Source organism: Pseudoneobacillus rhizosphaerae (assembly GCF_917563885.1).
Lineage (GTDB): Bacteria > Bacillota > Bacilli > Bacillales > Cytobacillaceae > Pseudoneobacillus > Pseudoneobacillus rhizosphaerae.
This window is the reverse complement of record NZ_CAKJTG010000032.1, coordinates 15,313-35,240: the sequence shown is the minus strand read 5'-3', so window position 1 is coordinate 35,240 and position 19,928 is coordinate 15,313. Positions and strand designations below refer to the sequence as shown.

Sequence of the window (19,928 nt, the reverse complement as noted above, 5' to 3'; positions counted from 1 at the left end):
ATGATTCTTTAAAACTCGATAAGACCTAAGCTAACTTGTAGGGCTTCATCCACTTTTTCCATCATTTCGTCATCAAGATGAGTAATCTTATCGGTTAACCGCTGCTTATCAATTGTACGAATCTGTTCTAGCAGAATAACGGAATCCCGTTCAAAACCATAACGTTTCGCATCAATTTCGACATGAGTTGGCAGCTTTGCTTTTTGGATTTGAGCTGTGATTGCTGCAACAATGACGGTGGGACTAAACCGGTTCCCGATGTCGTTTTGGATGACAAGTACTGGTCGGACGCCGCCTTGTTCTGAACCAACAACTGGGGATAGGTCAGCAAAATATACGTCACCACGCTTCACAATCAACGGATTATCCTCCGCTAACAAGACGTTCTACTGTGTGTCCCGCTTCGTACTCCGCTAAGAATGCTTCGGATGCAATGGTAAGATTAATCTTTGCCATTTCCATATAGCCTCTTCTCATGGCTTCACGAATTTGTCTCTTTTTCCGTTCGCGCAAGTACATTTTCGTTGCTTGATAAATGAGTTCACTTCGGTTTACATTCTCTTGTTTAACAAAACCATCTAACTCGTTTAATAAATGTTGCGGTAATTCCACTAAGATTTCCGTTGTTGCGCTGGATTCAGACACAAACATACACCTCCGCCATCACTACACACCATTATACTTACCAGTTTTAATAATACCATCAATCCTACGATATGCAAAGTATTTTAAGAGTACTTCTGTATTATCCGCTTAAAAATCAACTTTTTATACAGACTTTTTATGCTATTTTGCCATTCAGTGGTCATTGTGTAATAAAGGGTTTTGAAGTTCAACCATTTTACCAGAACGCATGTACACTCTTGGAACACGATTTGAGATAATACATGGAATCTCATAATTAATCGTTTCAAGCTTTTGAGCTATTTCATTACATGAAATATTCTCATCTTGTTGCTTTCCAATTAACGTAACCTTTGTACCGACGGGGAGAGCATGAGGGAGGTTAATCATGCATTGATCCATGCATATTCTTCCAACAATCTTCGTTCTTTTTCCTTCGACGATTACCTCTTGTCCCTGTAGTCTACGTATCCACCCATCCGCATAGCCGATTGGGACGGTGCCAATCCACTCCTTTTCGCCAGTCTCATAGGTAGCTCCATAGCTTACCTTCTCACCCTTTTGAAGCTTTTTCACGTGTACAAGCTGCGAATGAAGACTGAAAGCTTCTTTTAATTCGAAAGGAAGTAATGGCTCCATTTCTCTCGAAGGAGTTAAACCGTACATCGCAATTCCAACTCTGACACCATTAAATAAAGCAAATGGAAATCTTAAGGTTGCTGCACTATTACTGCAATGGATCAACTTTGGTTTTTCTTTAAAAACAGATAGAATTTCAAGAAACCTTTGGTGCTGACCACGCAAATAGTTATCGTCTAATTCATCAGCGGTGGCAAAATGGGTAAAGACTCCTTCTAAGAAAAACCGACTATCTTTTTTTACAAAATCACAAATAGCTTTCACTTCTTCTTTATCTCTTATGCCAATTCTGCCCATACCTGTATCTATTTTTACATGTACATTTAAAACTTGATTTTTCTCAAGAAATTGTTGAGCCTCAGTAAACCAATCGGTCCGAAAAGCTGTTAATGTTACGTGATGTTGGGCAGCTACACTTACATCCCTCGGACGACTAGCTCCTAATACAAGTATAGGTGCATCAATCCCTTGTTCTCGTAGCGCAAGAGCTTCATCTAAAAAAGCAACTGCTAAATAGGTTGCACCAGCCTGTAGTGCGGTTTGAGCAACTTGAACAGCGCCATGGCCATAAGCATTTGCTTTCACAACCGCAATAAACTGAACCTCATTCGGGAGGATCCGTTTGATCGATTGAACGTTTTCCTTAATTGCATCTAAATCGACTTCTGCCCACGTATCTCGATAAAAATAACCTTGCTCCATCATTCCACTTCCTATATACATAAAACTTAATGTATCGATTATTAAACTGTTTTGTACCGCTTGTCAAATCGTTTTTTACCCTTAGAGTGTCTTGCGTTATCGTCTACCTCTTTCTAACTGTTTTTGGCACTCAAGAATCCTAATGTGTCATCGATTCTTTTACCTATTCTATACCTTTTCCAAACCTATATAAATCATCAATAATAACTATTTTATTTTTAAACAAAGGTAAAGCAGACCTCATATAAAGGCCTGCTTTTAGCTTGGGTTGTTATTTTACCCCATTTACCTCAACAGAACGAGCTACCATAACCATTTCTTCTGGAGTTAGGTCGTTGGAAGCAAGCTTGTAATCCACACCATCTTGGGTCCAGGTAATGGAACGCTCAGTTAATGCCCCGATAGTGAAGCCTAAATCAATTGGTTCACCATTTACAAGGGAAGAGGTGCCAATTGTTTCAACAGCTACTGCTCTTTCTTGGATTAAGGTGTATGATTTTTCTCCACCACCGTATGTTAAAATCACACGTTTTCCATCTTCAATTGCCACTTCATCTTCATCAATTAAACCTACACCTTGAATTTCTGCAGATGGATATTTAACGGTAAATTCATTATTTTTCACTTCAGCCATTGCCGGTAATCCAATATTAGCTCTAGTCATGTTATTTTTCATATCAAAGTCATCTTTATCAAAGCTAGCATCAAATTTCACTTTCTCAAATTCGACAGTCACTAGTGCATTACGATCTGGATCCATCACTTTCACCTGACTTGGAGATAAATCCTTTTTGTTTAACTTAATTTCTTGTAGTGGTAGCATTTTATTATTTTGATATCGTGTCTTTGTTTCAAAGACATAATGATCTTTAGTCGCTTCAAATTTCGCTTCTTTATCCTCAATGATATCTGCAATTAATGATTCATAAAGGTAGGCTTGACTGCTATTTTGCGGCCAGTCACTTTGGAATTTAAAACTTTTATTTAACGCAGGCGTTAAAACGAATACTCCTTCATCATTGCGTAAGATCATTTGACTTTGATCTTGCTTTGCATTCTTCAAGTTTACACGATAATAAGTAGGGTCCTTATGCCAGATTTCCACATTATAAACTTGTGGTTCTGCACCCATTTGTAAGGTCATCTTAGCATTGACCTTATAGCTATCTAAATCACCCAACTTGCTATTTAGTTCCTTCACCACATCTTCTTGTGATTTTGCACCACATGCTGCTAGTACAAACATTACCATTAGCCCAACGAATAGCAGGAACAACTTCCTTTTCATTCCTTCAACCCCTTCTTGTCTCATTTCATACGTATATAGAGAGACGACATGGCAATTCTTTGCGAAAGGAAATTCCTTTCGTCCAAGCATAGCCTTGTCTCCCCTATTGCACTATGAATATATGAGACAACCTGAGGGATTATGACGGACATGGATGACAAGCTTGAAAAATTTTAATTTTTTTGATTAGGCTCTTTTCGTAAACTTTGTTGCTATTGCTACTAAAATACCAAACAAAATAAAGGTAGAGCACATAAAAATTTGAATACAATGACGAAAAGATGCCCCGAAGCCTTAATAAATACGGGTTTAAACTTAGTTCGAAAAGCAACAATCTTTGCGAAAACAGCCTTCTATTACTACTTGGGCAACCGCATACTCTCTACTATGAGAAATAGAAAGATGTACACCTTTATTATTCGGTGCAACAATTTGTGGTTTTCCAAAAGAATCTGGCTGAATTTCGATATCAAGAAAGGAAAGTTGGTTTCCGATTCCGGTCCCATTTGCTTTAGCATATGCTTCCTTTGCAGCAAATCTTCCCGCCAGAAATTCAACTTTTCTTTCAGCAGATAATTTTTCAAAAACTAACAGCTCATTCTCAGTTAATATCCGTTGTATAAATTTTGGTTGTCTATCTATAATGGTTTTAATACGGTTCAATTCAATAATATCGATACCAATTCCCGAAATCATTATTCAACATCCTTCTAAATAGGTTTAATCTGCATAACCATTAGTACAAACTTCTTTTTTCAGGGGGGCATTTATGTTTACTCGTACAGAAAGCTTTAAAGAATTCCTGCGATTTTATCCGATAGTTTCAGTCATAATCTTCATTAATTTGTTAGTATTTGTTATTGGATATATCCCTTTCCTTCCTAGGACGTGGATATACGAAACGTTTTCTGGTGTGAATTTATATGTAGCACATGGTGAGTTTTGGCGGCTTCTTACCCCTATTTTTTTACATAGCGGCTTTACTCATTTACTATTTAATAGCTTTTCCTTAGTTCTTTTCGGACCAGCATTAGAAAGAATCGCAGGAAAAGGCCGTTTTCTAACTATTTACCTTGTTTCTGGAATCGCTGCAAATATAGCTACCTTCCTTATACAACCTCTCACTTATATTCATGTAGGCTCAAGTGGTGCGATTTTTGGTCTTTTTGGTTATTATTTAGCGATTATTTCATTTCGAAAATCGATGCTTTCCCGTGAAAATGCTCAATTAGTAAAAACCATCGCTATCCTTAGTATCATTATGACGTTTTTACAACCTAATATAAACGTTACCGCACATATTTTCGGATTAATTTCAGGATATTTAATTGGAGCTATACTTTTAAAGAAATAATGAGGAAAAAGGATAAAAAAAAGAACATGAACGTTATCATGTTCTTTTTTTATTTGTTTCTAATTAACGGTTAAAACTTCTAGGCTTTGATGATTTACCAGATCCAGTGCTACCGCCAGTACCGCCGCTCGGTTTACGTCCTTGACCTTGACGTGCTGGGCTCTTTTTACGCGCTGCACCGCCTGCATTAGAATCTTTATAATTTCTACGACGATCACGATCTTGTGGCTTTCTATCGCGACGTTGTTGTGGCGATTCTTCAGTTAATTTAATTGGAGTTGTATCCGGTTCTTTCGTAAGCATCTTTAATACAGCTGCTACTACAGTTGAAGCATCATGCTCTTCTAAAATCTGGTCAGCCATACGCTTATAGAATTGAAGGTTGTTGCTTTCAATAGCGGCCATAATTTTATCAAGTGCTGCTTTTTGTTGACCTTCTAGAGCTTCATCTAAGCTTGGTGGCTTCATGCGCTCCATTTTTGATCTTGTCGTTCTTTCAAGAATGTCTAAGAAAGACTTCTCACGTGGTGTGATAAACGTGATTGCTTCTCCTGCTTTACCAGCTCTACCTGTTCTACCAATACGGTGAACATAACTTTCAGGATCTTGTGGAATATCGAAGTTGAATACATGAGTAACTCCAGAAATGTCCAATCCACGAGCAGCCACATCTGTCGCTACTAGGATATCAATGGAACCATCTTTAAACTTCTTCAGTACAGAAATACGTTTTGCTTGGCTTAAGTCACCATGAATTCCTTCTGCTGTATATCCTCTTTGAGTTAACGCATCTGAAAGCTCGTCAACACGACGCTTCGTTCTTCCAAAAATAATAGCTAATTCAGGGGATTGGATATCCAATATTCTTGTTAACGTATCAAATTTATTTCTTTCTTGTACTTCAATATAGAATTGATCGATAAGAGGGACAGTCATCTCTTTCGTTTTCACTTTAATAACTTCCGGATCCTTCATGAAACGATCGGCAATTTTGCGAATTGGTCCTGGCATTGTTGCTGAGAAAAGTAAAGTTTGGCGTTCTGAAGGAGTTTGAGAAAGAATCGACTCAATATCCTCAATAAAGCCCATGTTTAACATTTCATCTGCTTCATCTAAAATCACGGTGTGAACTTTAGAAAGATCCATGGTTTTACGGTTAATATGATCCAGCACACGACCAGGTGTACCAACAATAATATGTGGATTTTTCTTAAGCGATCGAATTTGTCTGCTAATATCTTGCCCACCGTAAATCGGAAGGACTTGAGCTCTTTTACCGTACCCAACTTTGTAAAGCTCTTCAGAAACTTGAATCGCTAACTCACGCGTTGGTGCAATAATAATTCCTTGGATACCGTTAATCTTTGGATCAATTTTATCCACTAACGGAATACCAAATGCTGCTGTTTTCCCTGTTCCTGTTTGCGCTTGTCCGATCAAGTCCTTACCTGATAAAGCTACAGGAATTGTTTCTGCTTGAATTGGAGTTGATTCCTCAAACCCCATTCTTTTTAATGATTTCATCGTATCTTGACTTATACCTAAATCTTCAAATCTTGCCAATATTTTCATTCTCCTTCGTAAAGCCTTATATTTAAAAAATTTCTTACCATACGTCTATCAGTAAGGTCTTTTCGTAAATTTTGTTATTTTTCAATACACTTATAGTGCGAATCATTTAAGTCACATGGGAACTAATGTATAGTTCATATAAAGAGCACGAAACTCTAGTTTACAGTTTTAGTGTGTTTCGAAAAACAACATTTAATGCAAGACAAGCTATCATCAAAAAAAGACATTCTCCCTGTGGAGTATGCCCTAAATTTAAAAAGAAATTTCCTCTAGACACTTTGATTTCAATCATAACACCAAATAAATTCAATTGCAAACGATTGGCAATAAGCACCATTATTCCTTCCATCTCTAAATGACTAAAAAGGACAGGATTTTCTCGAAAAGTAGCTCATTATCTTCGCAATGACATATATGATGTTTCGATTTCGGTATATAGAGAATTTCTTTTTTATTTGCTCCAATGGATTCATATAGATATTGGGCACTTTTCATTGGAACAATCCCGTCTGCTTCACCTTGGGCAATCAAGGTAGGTACCTTAACCTCGGGTAACATCGGTCTAATCTCCGCAACCAATTTTCGAAATTGGATGGTTGCTCCGATGTTCGTTTCTGTTATTTTTTTCTTATAACGCTGAAATAGCTCGTTACTCGCCAGATTTCCTCTAAAACTGTCCCGAACTATTTCTTTCATATCCTCTGCTAGTTGCTTTAGATTAATATAATAAGCAGCCGCACTTAATAAAACAAGCTTATCAACCGGGTATTTTGTCGATAAATAACTGGCAATCATGCCACCCATAGAGAACCCAATGACATACACCTTTTCACATTGATCAAGCAGCCACTTTAGTTCCACTTCGGCATGTTCCAGCCATTCCCTATAGGAAATCCCTTTTAACCGCAAGGTGTCACCATGTCCAGGCAATGTTGGTATCCTTAGTAGCCAATCCGTTCTTTTTTTAAAAAAATCGACAAGAGGAGCTACTTCATATGGAGAGCCAGTAAATCCATGAATACATAAACATCCGATCATTATAGCTCACCACTCATTACTAGGTCTGTAATCCGACAACAACTTCTTCTAATTTCATTCCTCTTGATGCTTTTACTAACACTAAAGTATTTGGTTTTGATTGTTTTTTTAATTCCTCGATGAGTGTTTGTTTATTTGTAAAAGTTTGGACTTGGTTTTCCTGTAGAGTTTCTCTTGCACCTCTTGCTATTTCATTACCCAACTTACCAAAGGTATAAACCAAATCAATTTTCTCTGGATGTAACGCCTTCCCAATTTCATAATGAAAATCCACTTCATCTGGACCTAGCTCAAGCATATCTCCGAGCACAAGAACCTTCTTCTCATAACCCGGTAGTGAGGAGACTAATTCAATCGCAGCCTTCACAGAAGTAGGACTTGCATTATAAGCATCATTTATTATTTTTACACCATTTGCCCCTTCCAGTAGCTCCATTCTCATATTTGTCAGCTTTAAACTTTTAAAGCCTTCATTAATTTTTGAAAATGGAATATGAAACTCGTTGGCTACAAGCATCGCACTGAGTGCATTCATAATATTATGGGTCCCTAATACAGGTAAGTGATAGACTTCATCAATATTATTCACCTTAAAATAACTTCCACTATCAGTTGTCGTGATTTCAGTTGGGTAAATGGTATTGCTTTCAGTCTTCCCAAAAGTGAAAAGGGTTGCATCGCCGTCGTAGTGGTCCAATTTATCCCTTAATAACGGCTCATCGCCAAAATAAATAATCTTACCATTAGCTTTAAGACCATTTAGAATTTCAAGCTTCGCTTCCGCAATCCCCTCACGAGAACCTAAATCTAGTAAATGCGACTCCCCGATATTTGTAATGATAACCGCATCTGGACTTGCGAGCCTAGACAAAAAGTCTATTTCACCTCGTCCACTCATTCCCATTTCCAATACCGACATCTCAGTATCTTCCTCTAGTTGCAATATTGTTAAGGGAAGTCCGATGTGGTTATTATAGTTTCCTTCTGTTTTCTGAACCTTATACTGAAGCGAAAGAAGATTCGTGACCATATCTTTCGTTGTTGTTTTTCCGTTACTTCCCGTTATCCCAATCACCTTAAGGTTCAATTGATGACGGTAACTCTTGGCCAATTGTTGAAGTGCTTCTAAAGTGTCTTCTACGATGAGAATAGGTAGATGTACAGGGGGATTCGGAACATTTCTTTGCCAAAGAGCTGCTGCTACTCCTTGATTAATCGCTTCCTCCACAAATTGATGTCCATCAAAATTCTGTCCAATAATTGGAACATACAAACTGCCCATAACCAGGTTGCGCGTATCGATACAGACACCTTGAATCGTTTTATTTTCAAAAGACTGATAATCATTTATTACTGAAATCATTTCCGATAATTGCTTGATTGTTCTTTGAATCATGGGAATTCTCCTTCCTATACAACAATAAGCCTGACCAAAAAAGCACTAGTTCGGTCAGACCCATGATGTATGTTTTAGTCTAAAATATGTTTAATATTTTGTTTTTCCTTATGTCTTTCTGTTCCAAGGTCTACAAGTCGCTTGATCAATTCTGGATACTCTACACCTGTATGCTTCCAGAGTAATGGAAACATACTGAATGGCGTAAATCCAGGCATTGTATTGACTTCATTAATTAATAGCTTTCCTTCTTTTGTTAAAAAGAAGTCGGCACGCACCAATCCTGAACAATCTAAAGCTTTATAGGCTCGGATGGCCATTTCCTTCATTTCATCATACACTTCTTCGGAAATATCCGCAGGTATGACTAAAGCTGTATCCCCATCCTCATACTTCGCTTTATAATCATAGAATTCTGTTTTCGGAATAATCTCACCTGCGACCGAACACTCCGGTTCATCATTTCCAAGAATCCCCACTTCAATTTCCCTTGCCACAACACCTTCTTCAATAATAATCTTGCGATCAAATTGGAAAGCATCAATAAACGCATTTTCTAATTCTTCACGGTTCGAACATTTACTAATCCCTACACTTGAACCAAGGTTTGCAGGTTTAACGAAACAAGGATATCCTAACTGGCCTTCCACTTTTAAATAGCTTGCTTCTCGTTCCTTTTCCCATTCGCTTCTGATAAATGAAACATAGGCGACCTGAGCTAAATCTGCTTGCGCAAAAATATTTTTCATAAAAACCTTATCCATTCCAGCAGCTGACGCAAGTACCCCATTTCCGACATATGGTAGGTTCAATAGTTCTAAAAGCCCTTGAACGGTGCCATCCTCTCCATTTGGTCCATGGAGTAATGGGAAAATGACATCTAATGCCTGTGAATCATGATCATTTCCGTTAAATACCTTCGGTGCTAGTGCCGTAGGAGATTGCGCCTCTTCCGAATTGAACTCCAAAGCTTTTATATTATCAACTGGTCCAGTTAATTGTGGTCCTCTAACCCATTGACCTTCTGTTGTAATATAAATGGGATGTATATCAAACTTTTCTAAGTCAAGAGCTTTAATGACTGCCATTGCAGTTTGCATCGAGACTTTATGTTCGGCAGACTTGCCTCCGTATAATAAACCAAGTTTCGTTCTCATGTAGTTGTACCTCCATTTTTTTCACGTATTTATTTTACCACTTTCTCTAATAACATACGAAAGATAACCGAATCATTTTGCCCAATTAAGTCTATACTCCTATATGTTTATGAAAATGGAGCTCGGTTGTATCTTATTATTTTCCTAATCAGTAGTAGTTTTGCCTAACACTAAATAACCCGCCGATTGAACGACGGGCTATTCTTTACTATGAGTACAAAATTAATGACTTGATATACTTGCACCTTCTTGCTTATGAACAGCAAGTGTGTCAATGAGATGTGAGCTAGGTTCATTCAAACCTTTTAGTCTTACGTGCGCTCCATTTTCACTTAATTTAATAACAATTTTATCGATTGCTGCTACTGCTGAATCATCCCAGACATGAGCATGTGTAAAATCAATATCGACCTCTGCTACAGATTCTTTTAAATCAAATGCGGCAATTAAATCTGTAACGGATGCAAAGAATAGCTGTCCAGTGACCAAATAAGTACGTCGCCCTTTATTATTTAAAGAGGAGGAAACCTTTACTTTTGAAATTTTCGCCACAAAGAAGATCGCACTTAGAAGAATCCCAGCAAATACCCCTTTAGATAAATCATGTGTAAATACAACTGTTACAACTGTTACTACCATAACAATTGAGTCGGTTATTGGTGTTTTTCTCATCATCTTGATCGATGACCAATCAAAGGTTCCAATTGATACCATGACCATGACCCCAACAAGAGCTGCCATTGGTATTTGCACAACTAAATCACCTAATACAATAATTAAGAACATGAGGAAGGAACCTGCTACAAAAGCTGATAGGCGACCACGGCCACCCGATCTCACATTAATTCCTGACTGACCAATCATGGCACAACCAGCCATTCCTCCGAAGAAACCAGTCACAATATTAGCAATCCCTTGTCCTTTTGCTTCACGGTTTTTATCACTTTCGGTGTCAGTTAGGTCATCTACGATGGAAGCTGTTAATAAGGACTCTAATAGACCTACCATAGCTAAAGCTATGGAATAAGGAAAGATAATCATTAATGTATCCCAATTAAATGGGACTTGCGGAATCAAAAAACCTGGTAATTCACTCGTAAGTTTCCCCATATCCCCAACTGTTCTAACATCAATCCCAGCAAATATCACTAATGCGGAGATGACGATAATCGCCACTAATGGTGAAGGTATAGCCTTTGATATCCTAGGAAAAAGGTAAATGATTGCTAAAGCACCCGCTACAAGCGTATACATCACCCAAGTAGCTCCAACAAACTGTTCAAGCTGCGCCATAAAAATCAGAATCGCTAATGCATTCACAAAGCCAATCATGACTGACCTAGGAATAAACTTCATAAATCTTGAAAGCTTTAATACACCAAATAAAATTTGAATGATTCCTGTTAATATTGTCGCCGCAAACAAATATTGCAATCCATGATCTTTTACAAGTGTGACCATTAATAAGGCCATCGCCCCGGTAGCAGCAGAAATCATACCGGGTCTACCACCAACAAATGCTATAACAACAGCGATACAAAAAGAGGCATAGAGACCTACCATTGGATCAACACCAGCTATAATGGAAAAGGCAATGGCCTCTGGAATTAAGGCTAATGCAACAACTATGCCGGAAAGAATATCACCTTTGATATTGCCAAACCATTGTTCTTTAAGTACGTTTAGATTCAAAAAAACACTCCTTTTCATTTTTTTGACTTTGAACTCTCATCAAAGCCGATTCCGTTTAAAGCAAAGTGAATCATAACACATATTCCTGCTTTTGAAAATTACAGAAGTAAGCGTTAAATTACTTATTAAACTAATAAATACTCACCTTTCCTCGTTATTACAATACAAAGTATAAACCAAAAACCTCCTAATTTTTATAGGAGGTTTTTTGACTTTTATACTTACATAAGCAGCTTCCACTCATCCGTTTTTTTCTCATAAACGAGTTTTGCCTGACAATTATTTTTTTCAATTTTTAAAGCTTCCTCATACATATCGTCCATATCAATGTAATCCCCAATTACCCATATAGGAATTTCGATTCGTTGCTTAATTTCTTCTCTGTTTCTTAATGAAATAACGATCCCTTCTTTAATTAGATGGGAAATTTGAGATAATGTTTTACCTGAAACGGCTGGAAATGGTTTGTTTTTTCGAAGATTAAACAATGACTTTCTCGTATGAAGCTGGCTCATTTTTATACCAACTACATTTCCTAGCATTTCATAAAAATCATCTAATTCACGATAGTAAACTTTATTAAACCAACCATCATCATGCGCTAAATACGCAAATCGATTCCTGAGCTTCTGATAAAACGGCTGTTTTAAATGCTGCTTAATATGCCCAAGATAGAGTAATTCAGCTATCTCCTGACCACTCAAATCATTAAGCCCTTCAATCCCATTGAAATCAATCCAACAAAAATTACCGTATCCATATACGCCATCATTCATCAATACATCCATTTTTTCTTGCGGAACAAATTCTAGTAAAGTATGCATGTTGAATTCACCATCATTAAATCGATGCTTCAGTAATAAAAGATATTTCAATTTTACAGATAAAGATTCCATGAATTCCTTAAACTCAATTCCATAGGTGATTACATATTGATCGTAGTTATTATGATGTATGTATATAAGATCACGAACTTCGTGAACCTGCTTTTTCAATTGCAATTGTAAGACCTCCAAAAAAAGAAATGCGAAAAGCACCTTTACTATTTATATTGTAACAAAAATAGCACGGTAATCCTATTAACCTGTCCTAATATGACAGACATCCTAAAATTCCATGTTTGCCTAGGTACACCTAAAGAGGAAATCCCATATGTTATAGGGAAAACTTACAAAGGAGGAATGGTTATGTCAGGTTCAGCTGGATGTCACAGTGGGGGTTTCGCTCTACTTGTCGTATTGTTCATTCTTTTAATCATTGTGGGAGCTTCTTGGGGATTCTGTTACTAATTATCCCTTCCTACTCTCATTTTTAAGGTGAATTCTTCTACTTTTTGTTTAGAGAATCATCTCATCTTATTAAACTTGAAATTGGTTATATTATAATAGGTGGTGAAAATCTTATGTACGGGTATGGGTACGGATATGGTTGTGGTTGCGGTACTCCTGGTTATGGCTATGGTGGTACATTCGTTCTAATCGTTGTATTATTTATCCTATTAATTATCGTTGGAGCTGCTTGGGCTTAATATATAAAAAGGTACAAAGAGAATAGCTCTTTGTACTTTTTTTGTTGTTATTGATTAACCCATGGATCAATTATCTGTTATTTTTCAGCCAAATATACATACAACTTTTTAGGCAGAAGAATTGCTAATGATTTTATATATCGTTACTATAAAAAAAAAGAACTAAAAATGAAAGGGGAAGTTTTGATGTCATTAGTAGCATGGTTTGAAAAAGGGATGACTTTTGAAGAATATCGAAACAGTATGCAAGTTAATCAACAGGAATTATCCCATGTCTATGAACAATTAACCTTCACTGCGGAGGACCTATCTATTTTTAAAGAAGTAGCAAACCGAAACTGGAGAGGAATTGTTCTAACGGCTGATTGGTGTGGAGATGCTGCATTAAATGTGCCAGTTTTACAAAGAATGGCAGAGGAAAGCAACATTGAATTGCGTTTTCTCATCCGTGACGAAAACCTAGAGCTCATGGATCAATACTTAACGAATGGGAAATCTAGATCGATTCCCATCTTTGTATTCATTGATCAAGAAGGCAAAGAAACAATGGTTTGGGGACCACGAGCACCTCATGTAGAGGACCTAGTAACCTCATTAAAATCGACATTACCTGAGGCAGATTCACCTGAATTCCAAGATGCGCAAAAAAATATGTTTCGTGAATTCAGAGAAAAAATCACTTCAGACCCAACTATTTGGAGAACAGTTGTTAATAGTGTTAAAGAGAAACTAGAAGCATAAAAATAAAGAAGCCATTCATCTGAATTTCCGATGATGGCTTTTTATTATATTAAATATAAGCAAGTATTTGTTCCTTACACATATCCCAATCAAAATTGCTGTTATTTAGGATTAAACTTTTTGATTCTAGCTGCTCTAAACATCTCTTTTCTAGCTTTTTACGTTCCTCTAAAAAATGAAGAACTCCTGTTTCACCCGCTAGTCCTTGAGACTGTCCATACTCTTGCCCTGTATAATACCAAGTGAGAAACTCAAACCATTCTACAGAACGGTCCTTCCTCACACGATCCAAGCTTTCTTTTATATTGTCTTGCTCAAAATAAAGAATCACCGGGTCTAAACTAGCAATCTCCCTTGCAATCTTTTCAATATGAGAAAAAATCACTTCCGCAGAAACATTATGCTTAGCTAATAAAAACGTAAAAGGATTTTGTAGAAAGCAGCATTCTAACACGTACACCTTATCCTCCGCTTCGGCTAATTCAGCAAACTCCTGCCACCTCAGTAATGTAACCTCACAAAAGTTTTCTACAGATAACTCATAAACATCAAATTTCTGTAAAGCTTTATGTAGGTCTGGGTTGCTATCTGACAAAGAAGCATATGAGATGAAAAACCATCTATCTTTATTTACACCGAAGTTGCGAATGAAGGGAAATTCCTTCTCCATTTCAAGTAATTGGTTTTCATTAAGACAGGCAACAGATTCATAGTCTGCTGGATGTTCCGGATTTCCTTCTAAGAAAAGATGTGTATCCTTTCCTTGTTCACTTAGTACTTTAGCTAACCAATTTGCAGTTGTTGTTTTCCCCGATCCTGGAATTCCTTCCACTATATATAATTTTCTAATCATCTTATTCTCCTTTCAAATTTGTGGATTCAAATTAAATAATTGTTCTAAGACCCCGTTGAGCGGTAATGCCTAACTCCGAAATGCCAAACAAGAAGACAAGGTAGGATAAATAGACTTCCTATTAATGGTGTCAACATATGAAGAATATCATTTCCTTCTGTCCTTCCCAGGATATACATGAGAGGCAAATAATTGACTGTCCCAAACGGAATCACATAGGTAAAAAATTTAGTTATCCATTTTTGATAAATATTCAATGGATATTGAGCGATTTCTCTTCCACCGTCTGTAAAAATATTGATGACTTCAATCCCCTGTATGGTCCAAAAGCACATAGTCGCTGCTACTATATATATTCCTGTAAAAATAAGAACCCCACTTATGATCATCAGGCAAAGGGTAATCGCCTTCACCACACTCCATTCAATCGACAGATTCATTAAAGCCCAACATAATACCATAACACTTTGAAGGATTCGACCAAATCTAGTAAACTCAAACTTTGAACCAAGCACTTGTACAACCGTACTTCTTGGACGTACTAATACCCGATCAAATTCTCCATTCACGACTAAGCCAGAAAAGGCGTCATACCCACGAGCAAAGCACTCACTCGTAGCAAATGCCATATGAATAACGGCAAAACATAGCGCAACCTCGAAAAAATCCCAACCTTTAATTTGGCCGAAGCGTTCAAATAAGAAATAAAGTCCTGCGAATACAGTAAAAGGGATAAAAAACTGTCCAAATGAAAGTAGCCAAAAGGATGTTCGATATTGCATCTGAGATTTAAATAATATCAGTAAGTATTTAAAATATAGCTTCAAACCTTTTACCCTCCTTGTACGACAACTCTTCGTAATGCTTTGTTAAGTGCTATTCTGCCTAACCAAACAAGACCAACTAACCATACAAGTTGCACGAGTATACCGTTTAAAGCTTCATTCTGTGGAATATGTCCTGAATAAACCCTGAACGGAAAATCAGCTGTTAGACGAAACGGGAGCATATAGGCGATTGACTGAAGCCAATCTGGCATAAAGGGGATGGGAATAATTAATCCTGCAAAAAACTCCCCAAGTACTCCAATCATCAATGTAGATCCTATTGGTGACATTGTGTAAAAGACAGAAATATAGATATACATCGAAATGGCCACTAGTAGGAGTAATCCCAATAATAATGCCAGAAGAAATAATATCCCCGTCACAACATTTGGTGGAAGGGTCATCGAATAGGGCTCAGGTAAAAAGAAAGCCACTATTAAAATGGGGAAACTTCGTAATAAAGCACTAGAAAGCCGCCCAGCAAGTAGCTTTGCATACCAAAATCCATAAATTTCACATGGTCTGCAAAGCTCATAGGCGATATTACCGCTCGTAATTAAAGTAAATAATTCATTATCACGAAACCATAACATAACAAAGGCTAAAAAGGATTGTTGGAGCCATATGTAAGTAATCAATTCTTTTAATGATATAGGTGGGGTGTAAGGAGAGTATTCATAGAAGGCTTCAAAAATCATGATGTACATAAATCCCCAGAAAAACTGTGTAGCTACTCCTGCCAAAGCTGCAGCTCGATACTGCATCCCATTCAATAAACGTAGCTTCAAAACCGAATAATAAGCACTCATATTTGATATTCCTTGTAGAGCTGTACGATGATTTCTTCAATCGGTCGAGATTCAATCGCCACATCAATTAGGTCTACTTTGCTTGATAATTGCGTGATAACTTTTGAGGTCAAAACAACCTCAGTATCGACACTTATAACCGCACGGACAGGAGACCATGAGAGCAAAGTTGTATCTGGTATTTGAAAAGGATAGTTATTTTCATGATAATCTACTGTAATCGTTTTTTCCGTACCAAACCGACTACGTAGTTCCTTTAATTTACCATCATACAATAATTTCCCTTTTCCAATTAGAATCACTCTCTCGGCTAACGCTTCAATATCACTCATATCATGAGTCGTTAGGATAACTGTAACTCCTCTTTCTTGGTTAATTTTTTTAATAAATTGGCGGACAGCAATTTTAGAAACAGCATCTAGACCAATCGTTGGTTCATCTAAAAATAGTATTTTAGGGTTATGCAGGAGAGAAGCGGCAATTTCACACCTCATTCGTTGCCCTAAGCTTAATTGACGAACAGGAGAATTCAAAATATCTTGTAACTCTAACGCTCCCACAAGAAGCTCCAGATTGTTTTCATATTCTTTTTGCGGAACTTTATAAATATCACGCAACAAAAGAAAGGAATCAATAACTGGCACATCCCACCATAACTGTGAACGCTGACCAAAGACAACACCAATATTTTTTACATATTGAACTCGGTCCCGCCATGGATTGAAGCCCATAATGGTACAATTCCCGCTGTCTGGAACTAGAATCCCACTCATTACTTTAATGGTTGTCGACTTTCCCGCTCCGTTTGGTCCAATGTAGCCGACAATTTCGCCAGGTTCAATTGAAAAGGATATATCATTTAGCGCTGGAATGATTGTATGTTCACGATAAAAAAGAGCCTTTGCTGCTTGACGCAACCCAGAAGCTCGCCTGGCAATCTTATAAGACTTGCTAATCCCTTCTAATTTAATCAAATAATTCCCCCCTTAGGTTATAGTCACAGAGGAAAATATTAACATTCACCAAACAAGATTGTCAAGAATTTTTAGAATAGTTTATTATAAAAAAGAGCGAACAGGTCTAACCTGTTCGCTCTCATTTATTTTATCTTAGTGTTTTTAGGGCACCGCTCCATGCATTAACCTGATCAAGCATCGCATTTACATTATCAAGGTGTAGTGCTTGAGGTTTGAAATCCGCTCCGTTTTCAAAATCTGTAAACAAAGATAATGTTGGATGTACACGTACATCTGCAATCATTAATTCTCCCATAATTCCGCGTAAATGTTCAGCAGCACGCGCTCCACCTGTTGAACCATAGCTTACAATACCTGCTGCTTTGTTGTTCCATGCATCACGAGCTAAATCAAGGGCATTTTTTAATGCTCCTGTAATACTGTGGTTATACTCTTGAACAATAAATACGAAGCCATCTAAGCTAGCAAGCTTTTCATTCCAAGCTCCAATTCCAGGTGCGTCCGCTTCACCTAAGAACGGTAATTTAAAGTCTGCAATATCAACAATTTCATACTCTGCGTCTCCGCGTTTGTCTGCAATTCCTTTAACCCATTCTCCAACTTGTGGACTAACACGCCCTTGACGTGTACTACCTAAAATAATTCCAATTTTTAATTTACCCATTGTTTTTTCCTCCTTAGTTGAATTGCCAAATAATTTATCTATAAAACCCATTGCTGGCACCACCCTATAATATTTTAATTAAATATTCTTGAATTCAAGACACCGGAGATAAAATAAAGTGCACATCTCACTTCAGGTACACTAATTTAAAATATCTCGAATACGAGATTTATACTACTATACTATATATTGATTGTCAAACAAATAAATCTTAAGTTGCCATTCTAATAGAAAAAGCCTTACTTCATTAAAGAAGTACGGCTAGGTTAATTTGAAAAATCTAAAAGTTATTCCTAACCAGCTGCATTTTCCACTTTAGATGTCTCCTGGTTCTTACGTGCACCAGCAAATTTAAAAACAAAAATACCACCTATGATTACTAGTACACCAATTAGCTGCTTGAAAGTAAAAGCGACTTTTTCGAGACCTAACCAACCAAACGAATCAAAAATGAGAGCAAACCCAAGCTGTGATGTTAGAACGATCGCGATAGCATAGGTAGGACCTAGTAATCTCATCCCCTGCACTAGACAGGTTACTACTCCCACTCCTAGCAAACCACTGAACCAGTACCACGGCTCCATATTTTGTAAGTTAAACATTTTTTCGCCTTCAAAAATTAGACCAATTGCCATTGAAGCAAGGAATCCCATTCCTAAGACCAGAGTAGTTGTCGCCCAAGACCCAGCTCGTTCATTCACTTTACTATTGAAAATATTTTGAATACTTAACAGAGAACCTGCAACAAGTGAAAATATTAGTCCTAAAATCATGTTCATTTTGCTCCTTTGAAGAGATTTATTCATAAATATTATGATTGGCCATCGCTCTTAAGCCTTCTCGGTCCTTAACTAGAATAGAACCCTTACTTCGCTCAATCATACCCTCTGCACAAAATTGACCGATAACTCGGTTTAAATGTCGATAACTAGTTCCTATTAAGTTCGCTGCATCCTTTATATTGATACTTAATTGTCCATTAAATAGAGAATCAGATTTATCAAAGGAGACTGACAATAGATAGCTTGCCAATCGCACTTCCACTGGATACATCAAATTAAAACTCATTGAATTTGATTTTATGGCAAACTTCCGAGTAATAATATCTAGTAAAAATTGCAGCAGCGGTGCGTAATCCTTGCCATATTTTCTTAACCAACGATGATGAACGCCAATCATACGAACAGACGATACTGCTTCAACGGTATTGATAATGTTGATATTCTGTACGTATTCAATATCCCCAATCAATTCAAGTGGTGTTTTAAATGAAAGAATAAGCGTTTTGCCTTCCGCTGAGGTGGTATAAATTTTCACCTTTCCCTCCACAAGTAAATACAAATGCTCTGAAGGATCTCCCTGCGAACAGATAAGTTCACCTTGTTCAAAACTGTATAACGACAAATGCGGTAGTATCTGTTCATTAAAAATTGACTCTAGATTGTAGGAATACATATAAGATTTAAGTAGCTCCGCATCATTCATTTCTTTCATTAAAGTCTCACCTCAAATTCTTCCGATTAAAGCCTTAATATCACAACACCAATAACCATCATGCCAATGCCGATGAGTTGGGGTAGCCTCATCTTCTGCCTTTTCAAACCGAACCATCCATTGCCATCAATAACAAAAGTCAAACCTAGTTGTGAAATTAGGATCACCGCTATCGAAAGAGTAACTCCAATCTTTTGAATAGCCTCAACATTACTAAAAATAATGACTGCTCCAAAAGCTCCTCCAGTTAAATATAACGGATTCACCCGCTTAAACTTTTTCCACTTTTTATCTCGAATAAACATTAAAATGAGCATTGCCATCAGAAATCCAGTAAACTGTGTAACCGCCGCTGCTTGCCAAGTACCAATATCTTGACTTATCCGTGTATTGGCAACACCTTGTAATGTAATAAAGGCTCCGCCTAAAAATGCAAATACAAACCCTCGCATTATATTCTCTCCCTAATTTAGATTCCTCTTTAATTAAATGATAGAGACAGGTATTTTGGATAGGACATATGTCCTTAAGTTGCAACAGATTTTATTAATTACTCATAAAATCAATTTTTTT

24 protein-coding genes are annotated in these 19,928 nt (G+C 37.1%); 4 read left to right on the top strand and 20 right to left on the bottom strand.

Translation table 11 applies throughout. The annotated features are described in order from the left end of the window. Positions 1-8 precede the first annotated feature (8 nt). The 5 genes from ndoA to acpS form a co-directional block, all read right to left on the bottom strand. Positions 9-359 carry a type II toxin-antitoxin system endoribonuclease NdoA gene (gene ndoA / locus LRP83_RS20310; RefSeq protein WP_007083556.1) on the bottom strand — a complete coding sequence of 117 codons (351 nt, stop codon included), beginning with the start codon at positions 357-359 and terminating at the stop codon, positions 9-11. A gap of 4 nt (positions 360-363) precedes the next feature. Further along, positions 364-645, bottom strand: coding sequence for a CopG family ribbon-helix-helix protein (locus LRP83_RS20305; protein WP_230498580.1), 282 nt, complete (start codon positions 643-645; stop codon positions 364-366). A gap of 153 nt (positions 646-798) precedes the next feature. After that, complete coding sequence (alr, locus tag LRP83_RS20300; RefSeq protein ID WP_230498579.1) at positions 799-1,986, bottom strand: alanine racemase; 1,188 nt, start codon at positions 1,984-1,986, stop codon at positions 799-801. 250 nt (positions 1,987-2,236) lie between these two features. Beyond that, the gene (locus tag LRP83_RS20295) at positions 2,237-3,253 is read right to left on the bottom strand and encodes a LolA family protein (protein WP_230498592.1); all 1,017 of its coding nucleotides are present in this window, start codon (positions 3,251-3,253) and stop codon (positions 2,237-2,239) included. A gap of 315 nt (positions 3,254-3,568) precedes the next feature. Further along, positions 3,569-3,949, bottom strand: coding sequence for a holo-ACP synthase (gene acpS / locus LRP83_RS20290; protein ID WP_230498578.1), 381 nt, complete (start codon positions 3,947-3,949; stop codon positions 3,569-3,571). A 73-nt stretch (positions 3,950-4,022) separates the two neighbouring features. Between acpS and LRP83_RS20285 the strand changes: the two genes are divergently transcribed. Then, the gene (locus LRP83_RS20285; RefSeq protein WP_230498577.1) at positions 4,023-4,607 is read left to right on the top strand and encodes a rhomboid family intramembrane serine protease; all 585 of its coding nucleotides are present in this window, start codon (positions 4,023-4,025) and stop codon (positions 4,605-4,607) included. A 63-nt stretch (positions 4,608-4,670) separates the two neighbouring features. Here the strand turns inward: LRP83_RS20285 and cshA are convergent, their stop codons facing one another. The 7 genes from cshA to LRP83_RS20250 all read right to left on the bottom strand — a co-directional run bounded on the left by cshA (position 4,671) and on the right by LRP83_RS20250 (position 12,463). Next, on the bottom strand, positions 4,671-6,173 hold the full coding sequence (gene cshA / locus LRP83_RS20280; protein ID WP_494337130.1) for a degradosome RNA helicase CshA: 1,503 nt from the start codon (positions 6,171-6,173) through the stop codon (positions 4,671-4,673). 166 nt (positions 6,174-6,339) lie between these two features. After that, positions 6,340-6,528 (bottom strand): hypothetical protein, encoded by a 189-nt coding sequence (locus LRP83_RS20275; RefSeq protein WP_230498574.1) that lies wholly within the window; start codon positions 6,526-6,528, stop codon positions 6,340-6,342. 2 nt (positions 6,529-6,530) lie between these two features. Continuing rightward, positions 6,531-7,217 carry an alpha/beta hydrolase gene (locus tag LRP83_RS20270; RefSeq protein ID WP_230498572.1) on the bottom strand — a complete coding sequence of 229 codons (687 nt, stop codon included), beginning with the start codon at positions 7,215-7,217 and terminating at the stop codon, positions 6,531-6,533. Between the two features lie 19 nt (positions 7,218-7,236). Continuing rightward, the gene (locus LRP83_RS20265) at positions 7,237-8,613 is read right to left on the bottom strand and encodes a UDP-N-acetylmuramoyl-tripeptide--D-alanyl-D-alanine ligase (RefSeq protein ID WP_230498571.1); all 1,377 of its coding nucleotides are present in this window, start codon (positions 8,611-8,613) and stop codon (positions 7,237-7,239) included. A gap of 74 nt (positions 8,614-8,687) precedes the next feature. Continuing rightward, positions 8,688-9,770: a D-alanine--D-alanine ligase gene (locus tag LRP83_RS20260; RefSeq protein ID WP_230498569.1), complete on the bottom strand. Its 1,083-nt coding sequence runs from the start codon at positions 9,768-9,770 to the stop codon at positions 8,688-8,690. Positions 9,771-9,992: 222 nt separating this feature from the next. Next, positions 9,993-11,480: a SulP family inorganic anion transporter gene (locus LRP83_RS20255; protein ID WP_230498568.1), complete on the bottom strand. Its 1,488-nt coding sequence runs from the start codon at positions 11,478-11,480 to the stop codon at positions 9,993-9,995. Between the two features lie 203 nt (positions 11,481-11,683). After that, positions 11,684-12,463 (bottom strand): hypothetical protein, encoded by a 780-nt coding sequence (locus LRP83_RS20250; protein WP_354002359.1) that lies wholly within the window; start codon positions 12,461-12,463, stop codon positions 11,684-11,686. A gap of 186 nt (positions 12,464-12,649) precedes the next feature. On the opposite strand from LRP83_RS20250, the gene LRP83_RS20245 reads away from it, so the two are divergent. The 3 genes from LRP83_RS20245 (at position 12,650) to LRP83_RS20235 (ending at position 13,731) form a co-directional block, all read left to right on the top strand. After that, positions 12,650-12,751: a YjcZ family sporulation protein gene (locus LRP83_RS20245; protein WP_230498566.1), complete on the top strand. Its 102-nt coding sequence runs from the start codon at positions 12,650-12,652 to the stop codon at positions 12,749-12,751. A 113-nt stretch (positions 12,752-12,864) separates the two neighbouring features. Beyond that, entirely contained in the window at positions 12,865-12,990 is a 126-nt protein-coding gene (locus LRP83_RS20240; protein WP_230498589.1) for a YjcZ family sporulation protein, read from the top strand. Positions 12,991-13,176: 186 nt separating this feature from the next. Then, positions 13,177-13,731: a thioredoxin family protein gene (locus LRP83_RS20235; RefSeq protein ID WP_230498564.1), complete on the top strand. Its 555-nt coding sequence runs from the start codon at positions 13,177-13,179 to the stop codon at positions 13,729-13,731. A 49-nt stretch (positions 13,732-13,780) separates the two neighbouring features. Here LRP83_RS20235 and LRP83_RS20230 read toward each other — a convergent pair whose 3' ends face one another. From LRP83_RS20230 to LRP83_RS20195, 8 genes are all read right to left on the bottom strand, one after another. After that, positions 13,781-14,584, bottom strand: coding sequence for a P-loop NTPase family protein (locus LRP83_RS20230; protein ID WP_230498563.1), 804 nt, complete (start codon positions 14,582-14,584; stop codon positions 13,781-13,783). Positions 14,585-14,628: 44 nt separating this feature from the next. Continuing rightward, positions 14,629-15,411, bottom strand: a complete 783-nt coding sequence (locus LRP83_RS20225) for an ABC transporter permease (RefSeq protein ID WP_230498561.1) — start codon at positions 15,409-15,411, stop codon at positions 14,629-14,631. Positions 15,412-15,416: 5 nt separating this feature from the next. Then, entirely contained in the window at positions 15,417-16,220 is an 804-nt protein-coding gene (locus tag LRP83_RS20220) for an ABC transporter permease (RefSeq protein WP_230498560.1), read from the bottom strand. Further along, complete coding sequence (locus tag LRP83_RS20215; protein WP_230498558.1) at positions 16,217-17,194, bottom strand: ABC transporter ATP-binding protein; 978 nt, start codon at positions 17,192-17,194, stop codon at positions 16,217-16,219. Before LRP83_RS20215 ends, LRP83_RS20220 begins: the two co-directional genes overlap by 4 nt. Before the next feature lie 130 nt (positions 17,195-17,324). Further along, the gene (locus tag LRP83_RS20210; protein ID WP_230498557.1) at positions 17,325-17,912 is read right to left on the bottom strand and encodes an NADPH-dependent FMN reductase; all 588 of its coding nucleotides are present in this window, start codon (positions 17,910-17,912) and stop codon (positions 17,325-17,327) included. A 242-nt stretch (positions 17,913-18,154) separates the two neighbouring features. After that, a complete protein-coding gene (locus LRP83_RS20205) occupies positions 18,155-18,634 on the bottom strand; it encodes a DMT family transporter (protein ID WP_230498556.1) in 480 nt (159 codons plus the stop codon). A 25-nt stretch (positions 18,635-18,659) separates the two neighbouring features. Further along, positions 18,660-19,355, bottom strand: coding sequence for a Crp/Fnr family transcriptional regulator (locus tag LRP83_RS20200; protein ID WP_230498554.1), 696 nt, complete (start codon positions 19,353-19,355; stop codon positions 18,660-18,662). 26 nt (positions 19,356-19,381) lie between these two features. Next, complete coding sequence (locus tag LRP83_RS20195; RefSeq protein ID WP_230498553.1) at positions 19,382-19,807, bottom strand: DMT family transporter; 426 nt, start codon at positions 19,805-19,807, stop codon at positions 19,382-19,384. Between the last annotated feature and the right edge of the window lie 121 nt (positions 19,808-19,928).